This is a genomic window from Pseudooceanicola sp. HF7 (assembly GCF_011806405.1).
Classification (GTDB): domain Bacteria; phylum Pseudomonadota; class Alphaproteobacteria; order Rhodobacterales; family Rhodobacteraceae; genus Pseudooceanicola.
Genome location: NZ_JAATOW010000035.1, coordinates 1 through 15,439, shown reverse-complemented (window position 1 = coordinate 15,439; position 15,439 = coordinate 1). Strand labels below are relative to the sequence as shown.

Annotated in this window: 16 protein-coding genes and 1 riboswitch; of the genes, 7 read left to right on the top strand and 9 right to left on the bottom strand. The window is 66.2% G+C overall.

The features are described from left to right. Positions 1–46: 46 nt before the first annotated feature. Positions 47–124, bottom strand: a riboswitch (SAM riboswitch). Positions 125–253: 129 nt separating this feature from the next. Both HCZ97_RS16405 and HCZ97_RS16400 read left to right on the top strand, forming a co-directional pair. Beyond that, entirely contained in the window at positions 254–1,168 is a 915-nt protein-coding gene (locus tag HCZ97_RS16405; protein ID WP_217701802.1) for an alpha/beta hydrolase, read from the top strand. A gap of 23 nt (positions 1,169–1,191) precedes the next feature. Further along, complete coding sequence (locus HCZ97_RS16400) at positions 1,192–1,896, top strand: glutathione S-transferase N-terminal domain-containing protein (protein ID WP_167690041.1); 705 nt, start codon at positions 1,192–1,194, stop codon at positions 1,894–1,896. A 91-nt stretch (positions 1,897–1,987) separates the two neighbouring features. Here HCZ97_RS16400 and HCZ97_RS16395 read toward each other — a convergent pair whose 3' ends face one another. From HCZ97_RS16395 to HCZ97_RS16375, 5 genes are all read right to left on the bottom strand, one after another. Then, positions 1,988–2,461: a MarR family winged helix-turn-helix transcriptional regulator gene (locus HCZ97_RS16395; RefSeq protein WP_254871575.1), complete on the bottom strand. Its 474-nt coding sequence runs from the start codon at positions 2,459–2,461 to the stop codon at positions 1,988–1,990. A gap of 1 nt (position 2,462) precedes the next feature. Further along, positions 2,463–3,815 (bottom strand): TRAP transporter large permease subunit, encoded by a 1,353-nt coding sequence (locus HCZ97_RS16390; RefSeq protein WP_217701801.1) that lies wholly within the window; start codon positions 3,813–3,815, stop codon positions 2,463–2,465. Then, complete coding sequence (locus HCZ97_RS16385; protein ID WP_167690039.1) at positions 3,815–4,315, bottom strand: TRAP transporter small permease subunit; 501 nt, start codon at positions 4,313–4,315, stop codon at positions 3,815–3,817. Before HCZ97_RS16385 ends, HCZ97_RS16390 begins: the two co-directional genes overlap by 1 nt. A gap of 45 nt (positions 4,316–4,360) precedes the next feature. After that, positions 4,361–5,392 (bottom strand): TRAP transporter substrate-binding protein, encoded by a 1,032-nt coding sequence (locus HCZ97_RS16380; protein WP_167690038.1) that lies wholly within the window; start codon positions 5,390–5,392, stop codon positions 4,361–4,363. A gap of 198 nt (positions 5,393–5,590) precedes the next feature. Continuing rightward, a complete protein-coding gene (locus HCZ97_RS16375) occupies positions 5,591–6,163 on the bottom strand; it encodes an inner membrane-spanning protein YciB (protein ID WP_167690094.1) in 573 nt (190 codons plus the stop codon). A gap of 223 nt (positions 6,164–6,386) precedes the next feature. On the opposite strand from HCZ97_RS16375, the gene HCZ97_RS16370 reads away from it, so the two are divergent. Further along, on the top strand, positions 6,387–6,866 hold the full coding sequence (locus HCZ97_RS16370; RefSeq protein WP_167690036.1) for an MgtC/SapB family protein: 480 nt from the start codon (positions 6,387–6,389) through the stop codon (positions 6,864–6,866). 86 nt (positions 6,867–6,952) lie between these two features. Here HCZ97_RS16370 and ftsY read toward each other — a convergent pair whose 3' ends face one another. Further along, positions 6,953–8,284 (bottom strand): signal recognition particle-docking protein FtsY, encoded by a 1,332-nt coding sequence (ftsY, locus tag HCZ97_RS16365; RefSeq protein WP_167690034.1) that lies wholly within the window; start codon positions 8,282–8,284, stop codon positions 6,953–6,955. 151 nt (positions 8,285–8,435) lie between these two features. Between ftsY and HCZ97_RS16360 the strand changes: the two genes are divergently transcribed. Beyond that, complete coding sequence (locus tag HCZ97_RS16360; RefSeq protein ID WP_167690032.1) at positions 8,436–9,503, top strand: alkane 1-monooxygenase; 1,068 nt, start codon at positions 8,436–8,438, stop codon at positions 9,501–9,503. A gap of 52 nt (positions 9,504–9,555) precedes the next feature. After that, complete coding sequence (locus HCZ97_RS16355; protein WP_167690031.1) at positions 9,556–9,960, top strand: hypothetical protein; 405 nt, start codon at positions 9,556–9,558, stop codon at positions 9,958–9,960. Here the strand turns inward: HCZ97_RS16355 and xseA are convergent, their stop codons facing one another. Both xseA and HCZ97_RS16345 read right to left on the bottom strand, forming a co-directional pair. Next, complete coding sequence (xseA, locus tag HCZ97_RS16350; RefSeq protein WP_167690029.1) at positions 9,961–11,508, bottom strand: exodeoxyribonuclease VII large subunit; 1,548 nt, start codon at positions 11,506–11,508, stop codon at positions 9,961–9,963. Positions 11,509–11,636: 128 nt separating this feature from the next. Continuing rightward, positions 11,637–12,104: a CHAP domain-containing protein gene (locus HCZ97_RS16345; RefSeq protein ID WP_167690093.1), complete on the bottom strand. Its 468-nt coding sequence runs from the start codon at positions 12,102–12,104 to the stop codon at positions 11,637–11,639. Positions 12,105–12,502: 398 nt separating this feature from the next. Between HCZ97_RS16345 and purD the strand changes: the two genes are divergently transcribed. Next, the gene (purD, locus tag HCZ97_RS16340; protein ID WP_167690027.1) at positions 12,503–13,780 is read left to right on the top strand and encodes a phosphoribosylamine--glycine ligase; all 1,278 of its coding nucleotides are present in this window, start codon (positions 12,503–12,505) and stop codon (positions 13,778–13,780) included. Positions 13,781–14,065: 285 nt separating this feature from the next. Further along, the gene (locus HCZ97_RS16335) at positions 14,066–14,626 is read left to right on the top strand and encodes a hypothetical protein (protein ID WP_167690025.1); all 561 of its coding nucleotides are present in this window, start codon (positions 14,066–14,068) and stop codon (positions 14,624–14,626) included. 38 nt (positions 14,627–14,664) lie between these two features. Here the strand turns inward: HCZ97_RS16335 and HCZ97_RS16330 are convergent, their stop codons facing one another. Further along, entirely contained in the window at positions 14,665–15,369 is a 705-nt protein-coding gene (locus HCZ97_RS16330; protein ID WP_167690091.1) for a VCBS repeat-containing protein, read from the bottom strand. Between the last annotated feature and the right edge of the window lie 70 nt (positions 15,370–15,439).

Here is a 15,439-nt window from a genome sequence, read left to right as displayed (position 1 = left end):
TGCCAAATCGGGCACAAAAAAACCCCAGACGCGGTCAAGCGAAAGGGGTTTCCCATCCTCGACCTCTTTAGCGGTGTGTTTAACGTGGCCCGCAATCCGGTAACAAAGCGCCACGAGGGGTCGATTACCCCCGCCGTCGAGTCGGGTCAAGGCGTCACCCGACCGTTACGCCCTCTTCATCACCGGTTTGCAGTTTTGCGGTATGTCCTGGTCAGCATCGGGCAGCAGGCATGAAAAAATGGCCTTGATCAGGATGGACGCAATCGGGACCAAGGGGCGCCGCCACGGGGCCGGTCCCTTACCGCAAGAGGCTCTGAGCACACCGGGGCCGCTGGTGGTCATGGTGCACGGCTATCGCTTTGATCCCGCGCAGCCCCGTCACTGCCCGCATCAGCACATCTTTGCCAGTCACGACGCCCACCCCAGCTACAAGGCGCGCAGTTGGCCGCGAGGGCTCGGGATCGACTGTGCCGGCCCGCGGCAGCTTTATGGCCAGATCGGTGGGCAGCGCCACGGGCTGGCCTTCGGCTGGGGCGCAAGAGGATCAATCTGGCAGGCCCATGAGGAAGCCGCGCGCGCCGGGCTGGCACTGACCGGGCTGCTGCGAACCATTCACGAGCACGATCCGCAGCGCGAGATCCACGCGATCGGCCATTCGCTGGGCGCGCGGGTGATCCTTTCCGCCCTGCCCGCGCTTGCGCCGGGCACGCTGGGCCGGGTGTTGCTGCTGGCGGCGGCCGAATATGCCAGCGTAGCAGAGGCGGCCCTGGACAGCCCCGCCGGGCGCACGGCGCGTTGCCTGCATGTCACCAGCGCGGAAAACCGGGTCTACGACAGGATGCTCGGCTCCGTCATGCCGCCGGCTGCACCGGGGGACATGGTGCTGGGACTGGCCCGCCTGCCCGGCCTGCCCACCCTGCGGCTCGACGCGCCGGAGCACCTGGCCGGGCTGCTGGCCATGGGCTACGACATTGCCCCGCCGCAGCGCCGGATCTGCCATTGGTCCAGCTACCTGCGCCCCGGCGTTTTCGACCTCTACCGCGACCTGACCGGGCGGGGCGGCGCGGCCCTTCACGCCGAAGTGACAGGCCTTACCCTGCACGAATGCACATTTACGCCGCCGCGCAGTTGGTCCATCCCCTTGCCTTGGGGCGCCAATGCCTCATGATGGGTGGGGAACGGAGGACCCTCATGACCGCACCCATAGAGCTTTTCTACTGGCCCACCCCCAACGGATGGAAGATCTCCATCGCGCTTGAGGAAATGGAGCTGCCCTACAACCTCAACCTTGTGAACATCGGCAAGGGCGAGCAGTTCGAGCCCGCCTTCCTGCGGATTTCGCCCAACAACCGGATGCCCGCGATCGTCGATCCCGAGGGGCCGGACGGTGAACCGATCTCCATCTTCGAGAGCGGCGCGATCCTGCAGTACCTGGCGCGCAAGACCGGCCAGTTCTGCGGCCCCACGCAGCGCGACCGGATCGCCGTGGATCAATGGCTGATGTGGCAGATGGGCGGGCTGGGCCCGATGGCCGGCCAGGCGCATCACTTCCTGAAGTACGCCCCCGGCATGGAACCCCCGCAGGACCTGCCCTATGCCAAGGACCGCTACCGCAACGAGGTCGGCCGCCTGCACCGGGTGCTCGACACCCAGCTGGGCAAGACCGAATACGTGGCGGGCGATTTCTACTCCATCGCCGACATGGCGATCTGGCCCTGGGCCTGCCTCTGGGAAGGCCAGCAGCAGGATATCTCGGACAAGCCCAACCTGCAGCGTTGGCTCGACCTGGTGGGCAACCGCCCCGCGGTCCAGAAGGGCAAGGCTCTGGCAGAAGAGAAGCGCGCCAGCATCAGCAGCGCAGAGGAACAGAAGATCCTGTTCGGCCAGAAGGGCTGACGCCATTGAGGTTGACGCAGGCAAGCTGAAATGACCTGCCCCGATCGTCCCGCCTGCGCGGGGCGATCAAGGGCCACCAGGGCAGCCCGGATCAGATCCGCTGCAACTGCCCGAAGACTTTTTCCAGCGTCGCGTTGAGCTGGGCCAGCTCATCAGCAGAGACATCCACGAAAGACGCTGCCAGCACCCGGTTGGCCTCTTCCAGGCCACGAACCCGCAGCACATCGCCTTCGGGCGTCAGGCGCACCTGGGTCACGCGGCGATCCAGCGGGCTGATCCGAGTGGTGATCAGGCCATCGGCCTGCATCCGCTGCACGACCTTGGTGGTCGTGTTGAGCCGCATGGTCGAGATCTCCGCGATCTGGGAGACAGACAGGTATTCCTCTTCGTAGAGCGAAATCAGCACCCGCCAGCGCGGCATGTCCAGCCCCAGCGGCTTCAGCCGACGCTCCAGCACCTGCACGTAGCCCGCGTTGACGCGACTGACCCAGTAATAGGGCCAGTTGCGCTTCATATGCGTCAGGATGGCCAGCTGCCCGCTGGCGTCGGTCATCGGATCGGCCATGTCACCCCCCTGCCTGCGGTAGCCAGAGCGCCAGCCCCGGTACCAATGCCACGATCAGCAATACCAGAAGCTGTATCGCGACGAAGGGCAAGGCACCCAGGTAGATTTCCGACATCTTCACCTCCGGGCTGGCATTCCTGAGGTAGAACAGCGCCATGCCCACCGGCGGCGTCAGGAAGGAGCTTTGCAGGCAGAGCGCAAAGAGGATCGCCACCCAGACCGGATCAAAGCCGGAGGCCGTCAGGATCGGCAGCACCAGCGGCGCGACGATCAGCACGATCTCCATCCAGTCCAGGAAGAAGCCAAGCGCGAAGATCACCCCCAGCACGAAGGCCAGCAGCCCATAGGGGCCAAGCGGCAGCGCATAGAGAAGATCCTCGATCACCTCGTCGCCGCCATAGCCGCGCAGCACGACGGAGAAACAGGAGGCCCCGAAGATCAACAGGTAAAGGAAGGCGGTGGTGCGCCCCGTGGCGTAGCAGACCTGGCGCAAGTCGTTCCAGCTGAGCTTGCGGTTGGCCAACGCCAGCAGGGTCGCCCCCGCCGCGCCGATCCCCGAAGCTTCGGTGGGAGAGGCGATGCCCGCCACGATGGAGCCCAGTACCGCCAGGACCAGCGCCAGCGGCGCGACAAGGGCGGTGACGAATTCGCGCATCGCGCCCGGTGCGCCGGCTTCCTTGCGGTAGGGCGGCATGGCAGAGGGCTTGACCAGCGCCACGATGACCAGAAAGACCACGAAAGCCATGGCCAGCAGGGCCCCTGGGATCATCGCCCCCATGAAGAGGTCCCCGACAGAGATCCTCAGCTGGTCGCCCATGACCACCAGCATGATGGAGGGTGGGATCAGGATGCCAAGGCAGCCCGTTGCCCCCACCGTGCCCAGCGACAGCCAGCGCGCGTAGCCCGCTTCGAACATCGTCGGCAGGGCGATGGTGGCCAGCAGCACGACAGAGGCCCCGATGATCCCGGTAGAGGCCGCCAGCACCATGCCGATCAGTACGACAGAAATCGCCAGCCCGCCGGGCATCGGTCCCAGCACGCGGCGCATCGCCTTCAGCAGCCGTTCGGCGATGCCGGAGCGGTCCAGCATGTAGCCCATGAAGATGAACATCGACATCGGCACCAGCGAATAGCTTGAGATCGTGTCGAAAATCCGGTTGGCGACAAAGCCCACCATGCGCAGCTCTGCCACGTCAGGGAAGATGTCGAAGGGCTCGATGACCGTGCCAAGCGCGGCAAAGGCCACGCCGGTGCCGCCCAGCACGAAGGCCACCGGGTAGCCGGAAAAGAGCACCACCATGAAGGTGGCAAAGATCAGGAAGATCGGCAGGGCTTCCAGGGCGAGTTCGGACATCATTGCGACCTCACGATACGGGAGAGGGCGCGCAGCCCGATGGCGATGCCCTGCAGCACCAGCAGCGAAAAGCCCGCCGCCATCACGCCCTTGACCAGGTAGCGTGCCGGCAGGCCGGAAGGCATGGGAGAGCCTTCCTTGATCGCCCAGGAGAAGGAGAAGATCGTCCAGCCGTTCTTCGCCACCAGCCAGGTGAAGGGCAGCAGCAGGAAGATCACTCCCAGAAGCTCCACCCAGTCCTTTTTCCGGGAAGAGAAACGCGCGTGCAGCGCATCCACGCGCACGTGGTCATCGCATTGGTAGGCCCAGGCGAGGCAACACATGACGGTCAGCGCGTTCAGGTGCCACTGCAGTTCCTCAAGCTCGATCAGGCCAAGGTTGAAGACGTAGCGCAGCAGCACGTTGATGCAGATGGTCAGCACCAGCAGCGGCAGGACCAGCGCACCGGCCTTGCCGATGGCGGCTGCCAACCGGTCGATTAATGTGGCGAATGTCAGCATGGCGGTCTGGCCGAAGGCGGGGCCGGTTGCCCGGCCCCTGCCCCCTTAGCGCGTCGCGGACCAGTCGGCCGTGGTGGCCAGGTAATCCTGGAGCGAATTCCAGACCTCGGCGAATTCCGGGTCAGAGGCCGCCATGTCTGCCATGACCTCATCCGTGGCGGTCTGGAAATCGGCCAGCACCTCCGGCGGGAACTCCATGATCTGGGTGCCTGCCGCCTTGAACTTCTCGATCGCCTCGCCGTTGCTCTGCAGGGTCGAGGTGATGGACCAGACGTGGGTCTCGCGGCAGGTGCTCTCGATCAGGCCTTGCTGGGCCTCGGACATGTCGTCCCAGACGCGCTTGTTGATGATGAGCTCGTTGAAGGCCGCCGGCTGGTGCCAGCCGGGCAGGTAGTAGTAATCGGCCACGTCCTCGAAGCCCATGGCGACATCGATGGCGGGCATGGAGAATTCCGTACCGTCGATTACGCCGCGTTCGAGGTTGGGATAGATGTCGCCGCCGCCCAGCAGGACGATGGAGGCACCCATCTTCTTCATCACCTCACCGGCAAGGCCGGCAAAGCGGATCTTCTTGCCCTGAAGGGCTTCGGTGCTGTCGATCTCAAAGTTGTACCAGCCGCCGGCTTCGCTATCCATCAGCCCGCAGGGCACGGGGTGGACGCCCTGAGCCTCGTAGATCTTTTCCCAGATCTCCAGCCCGCCGCCGTTGTAGATCCAGCCAAGGTAATCAAAGGCATCCGGCCCGAAGGGAATGCCGCCGAACAGCTGCACGCCGGGGAAGCGGCCCGCGACGTAGAGCGGAGAGGTATAGCCGGCATCCAGCGTGCCCTGCTGCACCGCGTCGAAGATCTGAAGCGAGGGGACAAGCTTGCCCGCGTCGTAGACCTTGACCTCAAGCAGGTCGCTCCCGATGGCATTGATCTGTTCGGCCACGTGGGCGGCGTTCTGACCAGAGGCCGGCAGGGTCAGCGGCCAAGCCGATTGCAGGTCGATCTTGTCAGCGGCCAGCGCATTGCCGGCCATGACGGCCCCGAAGGCCAGTGCGAGGGGGAATTTGAGCGAAGAATTCAGCGACATTGGGACACCTCTGTTCTGTTGGACGTTGTCCGACCGCTCCGACGATTCTCTGTGCCGGTTCCGGCCGCGTGCCCTCATGGTAGAGGAAATTTCATATGAATGTTCACTTAAATTTTTAAAAAACACAAAGGCGGCGGAGGGCCTATGCCCACCCGCCGCCTTTCAGCGCGAAGCCTTTTTCCGGAAAATCCGGGGAAATCAGGAGGTTTCTTCATCCTCGACCGCGTAGTCCTGGAACACCTTGCCCTGGGTCATGAAGAAGACGAAAATTGCAGCAGTCAGGCCGAATGTCTTGAAATAGACCCAAATCTCGGTGCTTTGGGTGCGCCAGATCAGTTCGTTCAGGACGGCAAGCACCAGGAAGAAGGCGCAGAGACGGCGGGTCAGGATCATCCAGCCTTCGCGTTTCAGCGGCATTACGTCATCCATCACCGATTGCAGCCAGCTTTCCCCGCGCAGCAGCCCAAGGCCAAGCGCCCCCCCGAAGAGCAGGTAGATCAGCGTCGGCTTCATCTTGAAGAAACGGTCATCGTTGAGCCAGACGGAAAGCCCGCCGAAGACGGTGATCAGCACCGCCGTCACCAGCTGCATCTTGGACAGCTTGCCCGTCAGCGCCCATAGGATCCCCGTGCACAGCAGCACCAGCGGGATGAAGGCGGCGGTGACCAGGATGAAGCCGTCATAGCTGCTGCCGGCGATGACATAGCTCTGGTCCTTCACCTTGATATAGGCGGCGAAGAACAAGAGGATCGGGCCCAGTTCCAGGCCCATCTTCAGGATCGGGTGGATCTTGCGCGCTGCGCTGTCGTCGGCCACGTGGCTCTCCTTGGTTGTCCGCCGTCTGATGTCCCTAGTACCACGGGCGGGGCCGGGATCAATCGCAAGGGGACATGGAGGCGTTCACGTCTTCGCGGCGGCGGCCAGGGTGCCCCCCGATTGCCAGCCCGGCACCCATCGCGTGAAACCTCTTGGCGGGCTGCGGCGTTGACTGCGCATGGAAGAATTTCTCACCGTACAGCTCGCCTCCCCCGTCGCCGGCTTTGGCTGGTCCACCGTGATCCTGCGCCTTGGGGCCGCCATCATCCTGGGCGGCGTGATCGGCTGGGAACGCGAGTACCAGCGTAAATCGGCCGGCTTGCGCACCCATATCATGGTCGCGCTGGCCGCCTGCCTGTTCACGCTGATCATGCTGGGGCTGCTGATGGACCCGCTGGCGGATGACGATTCGATCCGCAAGGATCCCATCCGTGTTATCGAGGCCGTGACCGCAGGCGTCGCCTTCCTGGCCGGTGGGTCGATCTTTACCGCAGAGGACAAGGTTCAGGGCGTGACCACCGGGGCCGGGCTGTGGCTGGCCGGGGCCGTGGGCCTGTGCTGCGGGATGGGCAATATCGCCCTGGCCGCGCTGGCCTCTCTTCTGGCGGTGGTGGTTCTGTATCTGCTGAAAGTCGGCATCGCAGCCCGGAACGGTTAATCCTTAACATCTAGGGCGCGGGCCCTGCCCTGGCCCTGTCCGGATCTGCCTGGGGGGCTGGCGCCGAGCCAGTCTGTCGAAACCTGTCAGTCGAGGCCCGTAAGCGCACGGGCGAAATCATCGGGATCGAAGGGGGCCAGGTCGTCCAGCTGCTCACCGACGCCGATGGCATGGATCGGCAGGCCGAACTTGTCCGCCAGCGCCACCAGCACACCGCCCTTGGCCGTGCCATCCAGCTTGGTCATCACCAGGCCGGAAACATCGGCCAGCTTGCGGAAGGTCTCCACCTGGCTCAGGGCGTTCTGGCCCGTGGTCGCATCCAGCACCAGCAGCGTATTGTGCGGCGCCTCGGGATCCTTCTTGCGGATGACGCGCACGATCTTGGAGAGTTCCTCCATCAGGTCGGCGCGGTTCTGCAGCCGCCCGGCGGTGTCGATCATCAGCAGGTCCGCGCCTTCGGCCTCGGCCCGGGTCATGGCGTCGAAGGCCAGGCTGGCAGGATCGGTGCCCTGATCGGCCTTCATCACCGGCACGCCGGCCCGATCGCCCCAGACCTGAAGCTGCTCCACGGCCGCCGCGCGGAAGGTGTCGCCGGCGGCGATGATCACCTTCTTTCCGGCCGCGTTGAACTGGGACGCCAGCTTGCCTATGGTCGTCGTCTTGCCGGACCCGTTCACGCCCACGACCAGCACCACCTGCGGCTTCTTGGCATAAAGCGGCATCGGGCGGGCAACCGGCTCCATGATCCGGGTGACTTCGTTCGCCAGCATTGTCTTGATCTCGCGGGTGGAGACCTTCTGGCCAAAGCGCCCTTCGGCCATGTTCGCCGTCACGCGCAGGGCGGTATCCACCCCCATGTCCGACGCGATCAGCAGCTCTTCGAGCTGCTCAAGCATGTCGTCATCCAGCTCCCGGCGCACCACCGGCACGCCGCCATCGCGCCGGAACAGCCGCGACATCAGCCCGCTGGTTTCCCTTGGCAGCTCCTGCGGTTGCTCGATGGGCATTTCCAGCGGCGCGGGGCGCGGCGTTTCCCGGACCGGTGTCGGCACCATGTCAGGCCCCGGCGCGGGTACCTCCTGCGGGCCGGGCGAGGGCAACTCGGGCTCCGGCAGATCGGGCGCGGGCGGCGTGCTGGGTCGCGGCGGCAGGTCCGGTTCGGGCTGCGGGATTGGCGTGGGCTCGGGTTCCGGCTGGGGATCCGGTTCGGGCTGAGGCTGCGGCGCGGGGTCCGGTTTCGGTTCGGGCTCCGGCTGGGGTTCGGGAACCGGCGTGGGTTCCGGGGCCGGGTCAGGCGTCGGCTCCGGCCGGGTGTCCGGTTCCGTCGTTCCGCCATCCTCGACGATCGCATCCAGCCCGGCTTCGAGCTTGGAAGAGGATTTGAAGAGCCGCTCGCGCAGCTTGGTGAAAAGAGCCATCTTGGATCCGCCTGTGATTTGAGGAAGAAGTAGTGCGTAATGACCAGTGATGGAAGGCCCCCCACCGCAATCTGGCCGGCAAGGGGCTGAGAACCACGATGGACCGGAAGATGCGGCTTGCCCAGCCGGAAACAACCCCAGGGAGGGGGCCATGACGCGCTTTCTCATTGCCACCTGCCTGCCCCTGTCGCTGCTTGTCGCGGCGGCTGCCCTTGGCGGTGGCTGGAGCTGGGCGGCCTTCCTGTGGATGACCCTCGGCGTGGCGCTGATGGATCGGCTGTTGCCGCCGAACTGGCACAACGGCGATCCAGAGGCTGATTTCACCGCCGGAGCGTGGCTCTCCCTCCTGCTGGCTCTGGCTCACCTGGGGCTGGTGGTGCTGGCCCTGGTCTGGGTCTGCGGCGCGGGCACCCTCAACACCCCGGGCGTCAGCGGCTGGGCCGTGCTGCCCACGCTTTTGGCTTTCGCCAACTGGTTCGGCCAGGTCACCCACCCCAATGCGCATGAGCTGATCCACCGCCCTGCCCGCCCGCTGCGGCGGCTGGGCCGGCTGCTCTATGCCACGATGCTCTTTGGGCACCATGCCTCTGCCCATCCCAAGGTGCACCATGTCTGGGTGGCCACGCCCGAAGACCCCAATACTGCCCGGCGTGGAGAAGGGTTCTGGCACTATTTCCCCCGCGCCTGGGTCGGATCCTTCCGCGCCGGCCTGGCGGCAGAGCGGCGTGACCTCAAGCGCGCGGGCCGGTCCGTCTGGCGCAATCCCTACCTGGGCGATATCGCCGTGGCGGTGGGGATCCTGGCGGCGGCGCTTCTGCTTGGCGGTCTCCGGGGGCTGGCGCTCTGGATCGCGCTCTGCCTGCTGGCGCAGGGGCAGATCCTGCTCTCTGATTACGTGCAGCACTACGGGCTTGAGCGCACCCGGCGCGCCGATGGCCGTTACGAGCCAGTGGCGATGCGCCATTCCTGGAACGCGCCGCAGGCGGCCAGCCAGGCGATGATGCTGAACGCGCCGCGCCATTCGGATCACCACCTGCATGCCGGGCGACTGTATCCCGGGCTGCAGCTGGACCGCTCCATGCCGATCCTGCCGCGCGGCCTGCCGGTGATGGCCACCCTGGCGCTCTGGCCCCGGGGCTGGCGGCGCGTCATGGATCCCCGATTGGCGGAGTGGCGCCGCACCGCCGGGAATTCCGGCACGCCCATGCCAACTGCGTGATCCCCCGCGCATGGGTGTTCCCGACTCGACGCGCTTCTGTCAGGCTCTGCCCATGACACGCCCCCTGTTCCGCTCCGCCATGATCCTGTTGCTCAGTGCCGCGCCGCTGGCAGCGCAATCCCCTATGACCGCAAGCGAATTTGACGAGTACTCCCGTGGCAAGACCTTCTACTATGGCTCCGGCGGCCAGCCCTACGGGGTAGAGGAATACCTGCCCGGCCGCCGCGTGCGCTGGTCCTTCCTGGACGGCGACTGCAAGGACGGCAGCTGGTATGAACAGGACGGGCAGATCTGCTTCGTCTACGAGGACCCGGGCGATCCGCAGTGCTGGCTTTTCTTCCAGGGGCCCGACGGGATCTCTGCCAGCTTTCAGAGCGGCGAAAGCACGACGGAGCTCTACGAGATCCAGAAAACCCCCGAGCCCATGCAATGCATGGGGCCGGAAGTTGGCGTCTGATCAGAAAAGAGAGCCCTGCTCTGGCGGTTCATCGCCCTTGCGCGCCTTGGGGGCGGCTTTGCCGCCGCCCACGGCCACCCGGCCATCCGCGAATTCAAGCTCAAGCGCGGCGGCCTTGCCGGCCTCTGCCTTGCTGCGCAGGATCCGGCCCTCACCATCGCGCACCATGGCATAGCCCCGCGCCAGCGTCGCCTTGTAGCTGACCGAGGACATGAGGCGATCAAGGCTGTCCAGCCGGTCGCGGCGGCGTTGCAGGTCAGCTTCCGCGAACTGGCGGATCTGTTGCACCACGCGGGCGAAGTCCCGGCCCTGCCGGTCGATTTCACGCCGGATCGGCCCCAGGCTCAGGCGGTCCGCGCGCCGGCCAAGGGCTTCGCTCTTGGCATCCACCGCGCGGGACAGCGCCGGTTCCAGCCGGGCCGACAGGGCCTCCAGCCGGCGCGAATCTTCGGCCAGGCGGCGGGTCAGGATACCGGGGCGCAGGCTGCCGGCGCTTTCACTCAGCTTCACCTGGCGGGCCTGGGCCAGGCCGACCAGCGCCCGTGGCAGGCGCTCACCCAGGTGGTCCAACTTCTGTTGCGGCCCTTCCAGCAGGCTGTCCTTGCGCGGCAGACCGCGGCCCAGGTCGCGCAAGCGCTGGCTGCGCAGGTCCAGCGCCTGGGTTTCGGCGCGCACCAGGCGCGCGCCCTGTTCGGCCACCCAGCCCAAGAGCTCACCGCGCACCGGCACCGCCAGTTCCGCCGCCGCCGTGGGCGTGGGTGCGCGTCGGTCGCTGACGAAATCGATCAGGGTGGTATCCGTCTCATGCCCCACGGCAGAGATCAGCGGGATCTCAGAAGCCGCCGCGGCCCGCGCCACGATTTCCTCGTTGAAGCCCCAGAGATCCTCGATCGAGCCGCCCCCGCGAGCCACGATCAGAAGATCGGGCCGGGGCATCGCGCCGCCGGGGCTCATGCGGTTGAAACCTTCGATGGCGCGGGTGACCTCGGGCGCGCAGTTCTTGCCCTGCACGGCCACCGGCCAGATCATCACCTTGCGGGGAAAGCGATCCCGCAGGCGGTGCAGGATGTCGCGGATCACGGCGCCAGAGGGCGAGGTGACCACCCCGATGACCTCTGGCAGGTAGGGCAGCGCCTTCTTGCGTTCAGGGGCGAACAACCCCTCCGCCTGCAGCGCCGCCTTGCGCTTTTCCAGCATGGCCATCAGCGCGCCCATGCCGGCGGGCTTCAGGTCCTCGATCACCAGCTGGTACTTGGACTGACCGCCAAAGGTGGTGATCCGCCCCACTGCGACAACCTCAAGCCCCTCTTCGGGGCGGGTTTCCAAGCGCGAGGCGACGCCCTTCCAGATCACGGCAGAGATGACGTTCCGGTCGTCCTTGAGGTCCAGGTAGACATGGCCGGAGCGGGGAAAGCTGACGCGGCCGATCTCTCCACGGATGTGGACATGGCCGAATTCGCCTTCGATCACCCGCTTGATCGCCCCGGAAATCTCCGTGACGGTGAATTCCGGCGCGTTGCCCGGTGCGTCCTCTTCAAACAGATCCACTGCCCACCTCTTTGCTCTTGGTGCCACCATACCAGAGCGGGCGCGGACCAAAAGCCCCGCCCTGCGGTGTTGGGGGGTGTTGGGGTGCAGAACCTTGCACCCGCTGCGCCGATCCCCCTTCGGGGCGCTCAGCCGTTGGGCAGGATGAAACCGTTCACCGGGTAGACACTGCCAAGCGCACCGGGATTGCTTTCCAGGCGCACGCGGCTCCAGTCGTTGTCCTTAGAGACATCGACGACCCGCATCCCCAGGGACACCTTGTTGCGGTGCCAGTTGGCGTGATCGACCCGCATTTCGCGGTCCGAGATCACCTCCGACACCACGGCGACATGGCCCAGCGGCATCGATCGCGTGGCCGTGAAGCTCATCACGGATCCGACATGGGGGTCTTCGGTGCGGTGGAAGCGTTCCTTGGCCTGGGACCACCAGGTGCGGGCGTCCCCGAAGATGTCGATTCCAGAGGCGTTGCGCGCGAAGGGCACGCACCAGACGCGGGCACCGCGCGATTGCAGGGTCTCAACCTCCTGCATGGCAAAGGAAAGGCGGTTCGGGTCAAGGCCCGACATGTCCTCCCCAACCTGGCTGCAGGCAGCCATGCTGAGAAGTCCAATCACCGACAGGCCGCGCAAGGGCAGCTTCAGGCGTGTCAAATTCACGGATTAATTCCCCGTTGTCCCTCGAGTGCTTGTGACCGGATGTCCCGTCCGGCTTGGTAAACACTCTGACATCAATTGTGATCTGCCAAGGGGCTTGCCCCGGCGTTGGCGGGATTTTGCCACAATTGCCCCAAAGCCGCCCACGGCGGCGCCCGATTTCACGCCCTGGTTCGGGGGCTCATGACGGGCCCCGCATCGGCTCCACAGCGCCCCCTTATCCTTCCAATGCCCCTGCCCCGCCGACCCCGCGCAGCCCTGTGCCACCGGGCCCGCGCCCCTCTGTGCTTGCCCCGGATGCTGCCTGCCGCTAAACCGCGCAGGAACGCAGCGGAGGCCTCATGAACATTCTCATTCTCGGTGGCGGCGGGCGCGAACACGCGCTGGCCTGGGCCGTTGTCCAGAACCCGAAATGCGACCGGCTGATCGTGGCCCCAGGCAATGCCGGGATCGCCCGCGTGGCCGAATGCGCCGAACTGGACATCGAAGACAGCGGCGCCGTGGTGGAATTCGCCGAAGCCCAGACGGTGGATTTCGTGATCATCGGCCCCGAGGCGCCGCTGGCCGCAGGTGTCGCCGATGCGCTGCGCGATGCGGGCATCCTGACCTTCGGCCCCAGCCAGGCCGCCGCCCAGCTTGAAGCCTCCAAGGGGTTCACCAAGGCGGTCTGCGACGCGGCCAATGCCCCCACAGCCGCCTATGCGAAATTCGATGAACCCGAACCCGCGCGCGCCTATATCCGCGAGCAGGGCGCGCCCATCGTGGTCAAGGCGGACGGGTTGGCCGCCGGCAAGGGCGTCATCGTCGCCATGACCGAGGAAGAGGCCCTGGCCGCCATCGACGACATGTTCGGCGGTGAGTTCGGCGCCGCCGGTGCCGAGGTCGTGATCGAGGAATTCATGGAGGGCGAAGAGGCCTCCTTCTTCGTGCTCTGCGACGGAGAAAACGCCCTGCCCATCGGCACCGCCCAGGATCACAAGCGCGTCTTCGACGGTGACGAAGGGCCCAATACCGGCGGCATGGGGGCCTATTCCCCCGCCCCGGTGCTGACCGATGCCATCGTCGAGCGCGCCATGGCAGAGATCATCCGCCCCACCCTGGCAGAGATGGCCCGGCGCGGCACGCCCTACCAGGGGGTGCTCTACGCCGGCTTCATGATCAAGGACGACCAGGCGCGGCTGGTGGAATACAACTGCCGCTTCGGCGATCCCGAATGCCAGGTGCTGATGATGCGCCTGGGCGGCCAGGTGCTGGATCTGCTGCAGGCCGCCGCCGAAGGGCGCCTGGCCGAGGCCAGCGTCAACTGGTCCGACGATCACGCCATGACCGTGGTCATGGCCGCGAAGGGCTACCCCGGCGCCTATGAGAAAGGCACCGTGATCGCGGGCCTGGACGATCTGCCGGAAAGCGCCACGCAGATGTGCTTCCACGCCGGCACCCGGACAGAGGGCGGCAAGGTCCTGGCCAATGGCGGCCGTGTGCTGAACCTCACCGCGCGCGGCGCCTCCCTGCAAGAGGCCCGCGACAGGGCCTATGCGATGGTCGAAGACTTGGATTGGCCCGATGGCTTCTGCAGGTCCGACATCGGCTGGCGCGCCCTGGGCCAGGCATCTGACTGACCTGAAGCGGGCCGTCCCGACCGCATAGCGGGAACCACATGCAATCAAAGCCGGTGCGACAGCGCCGGCTTTTTTCATGGGGGCATGGTCAGATCACGCGAGAAAGAGCTAGGATCGCGGCATGATTCCCGTGCAAAAACCCTCTCAGTACCGATTAATCGCTCTCACAACTTGCGCGATAACGGCTTTTGCGTAACCTGCAGGCAAATGGACTCACCGCCCCCTCTTCCGGCTAGGACCTTTGTCTTCCGACCCGCTCCAGGCCGGTCGGCAGAGACATGGAAATTGTCGCCGGACCACCTGAGCGGCCCGGGAACAGAGATCGATCTGACCCGGATTGACGGCGCAGAACTGGTCCAGATGCGGCGGGGGCGCCGCCGTCTTCTGCGCTTTACCCTGCACACCCCGACGCGGCAGATCCGGCAGACGGTCGTCCTGTCGCCGCGTGCGGGGGGGCCGGAGGAGGATCAGCAGCAGTTTCTGGCGATGCTCTCTGCCCTGGCCGTGCGCCTATCAGAGCTCCGCCCCACCCTCACGTACCAGATGGAAGAGACGGGCCGCCGCAGGCTGGTCCTGTTCCTGATCGGGCTGGGGGTGCTCACCATCGGGCTGGCGCTGACCGGCGCAGCCTTCCTGAGCCTCCTTGACCGGATCGTCCTTCTGCTGGCCGCCCTGCCCTTCCTGGCGGCCACGAAGGTCTGCGGCGCGGTGCTGATCTGGAAGTTCTGGCCCTTCCGCCAGCCGGATGCCTTGCCGATCGCCAGCCTGCCCTACATCCTCTGGACCATGGGCGGGCCAAGGCCGCTGGGCCTTCCCGCCGATCAGACCCGGCCCACTGGTCCCTAGTCTCTGGCCCATAATCACGTGGCCCTAGTCGTAGCCCCCTAATCGCAGGCCATCTGGTCCCGCAGGCTCTCCGGCCCGGCATAGGCGGCAATCCCTCTTTGCCGCAGCTCGCCGCCCGGCGTCAGGGTCACCGCCATCACCCGCTGCCAATCACCATCGGCCAAGATCATCTCCGGCGCGCGGCCGGGGCAATCGCGGATCCCGCCGGGGATGAAATCCCAGCCGATCCGATGATTGCTGAAGCCCGGGCGCGCGGCGATCTCTGTCAGGCGGCTGCCGTCAAGGCGCCAGATCCGCAGGGTCTTTGCCAGGTGGGGGCGATCGACATAGGCGATCTCCATCCGGCCATCCCCGTCCAGATCCGCCGCACCCAGGGGCGCAAGCCAGCGAAAGGGGCGCCCGATCGCGGGCGTGGCCGTCAGCAGCCCCTCCTCGGTCCAGATGGTCAGCCGCGCGCCTGCCGTGGCGCTGCTTTCCACCGCCAGAACCTCCGGCGCGCCATCGCCATCCAGGTCCTGCAGCCGGGGTGCGGTATCCTCGAACACCCTCTGGGGCGGCAGCACAAAGCGCTTTACCCGACCGTCAGAGAGCGCCAGTTCAAGGATGGAATATTCGATCTTATCCCCCAGAACGCCGTGGGGGTAGCGATCCGTCTCACCTGCAAACCGGGCCGACAGGATCTCTGCCGCCAGGGGGGCGGCGGGCGCCGAAAGCGCCAGCGCGGCCAGCAACAGGCGGGCCATCCGACCGGCGCGGCGGGCGGCACCGGGCCGTGAGCGCAGCGGCAGACGCCGCGCCCCGGATCCGGTTGCC

Coding starts and splice junctions, on each gene's coding strand:
- HCZ97_RS16405 (WP_217701802.1), top strand. CDS start 254: ATGGACGCAATCGGGACCAAGGGGCGCCGCCACGGGGCCGGTCCCTTA.
- HCZ97_RS16400 (WP_167690041.1), top strand. CDS start 1,192: ATGACCGCACCCATAGAGCTTTTCTACTGGCCCACCCCCAACGGATGG.
- HCZ97_RS16395 (WP_254871575.1), bottom strand. CDS start 2,461: ATGGCCGATCCGATGACCGACGCCAGCGGGCAGCTGGCCATCCTGACG.
- HCZ97_RS16390 (WP_217701801.1), bottom strand. CDS start 3,815: ATGTCCGAACTCGCCCTGGAAGCCCTGCCGATCTTCCTGATCTTTGCC.
- HCZ97_RS16385 (WP_167690039.1), bottom strand. CDS start 4,315: ATGCTGACATTCGCCACATTAATCGACCGGTTGGCAGCCGCCATCGGC.
- HCZ97_RS16380 (WP_167690038.1), bottom strand. CDS start 5,392: ATGTCGCTGAATTCTTCGCTCAAATTCCCCCTCGCACTGGCCTTCGGG.
- HCZ97_RS16375 (WP_167690094.1), bottom strand. CDS start 6,163: ATGGGCCTGGAACTGGGCCCGATCCTCTTGTTCTTCGCCGCCTATATC.
- HCZ97_RS16370 (WP_167690036.1), top strand. CDS start 6,387: ATGGAAGAATTTCTCACCGTACAGCTCGCCTCCCCCGTCGCCGGCTTT.
- ftsY (WP_167690034.1), bottom strand. CDS start 8,284: ATGGCTCTTTTCACCAAGCTGCGCGAGCGGCTCTTCAAATCCTCTTCC.
- HCZ97_RS16360 (WP_167690032.1), top strand. CDS start 8,436: ATGACGCGCTTTCTCATTGCCACCTGCCTGCCCCTGTCGCTGCTTGTC.
- HCZ97_RS16355 (WP_167690031.1), top strand. CDS start 9,556: ATGACACGCCCCCTGTTCCGCTCCGCCATGATCCTGTTGCTCAGTGCC.
- HCZ97_RS16345 (WP_167690093.1), bottom strand. CDS start 12,104: ATGGCTGCCTGCAGCCAGGTTGGGGAGGACATGTCGGGCCTTGACCCG.
- purD (WP_167690027.1), top strand. CDS start 12,503: ATGAACATTCTCATTCTCGGTGGCGGCGGGCGCGAACACGCGCTGGCC.
- HCZ97_RS16330 (WP_167690091.1), bottom strand. CDS start 15,369: ATGGCCCGCCTGTTGCTGGCCGCGCTGGCGCTTTCGGCGCCCGCCGCC.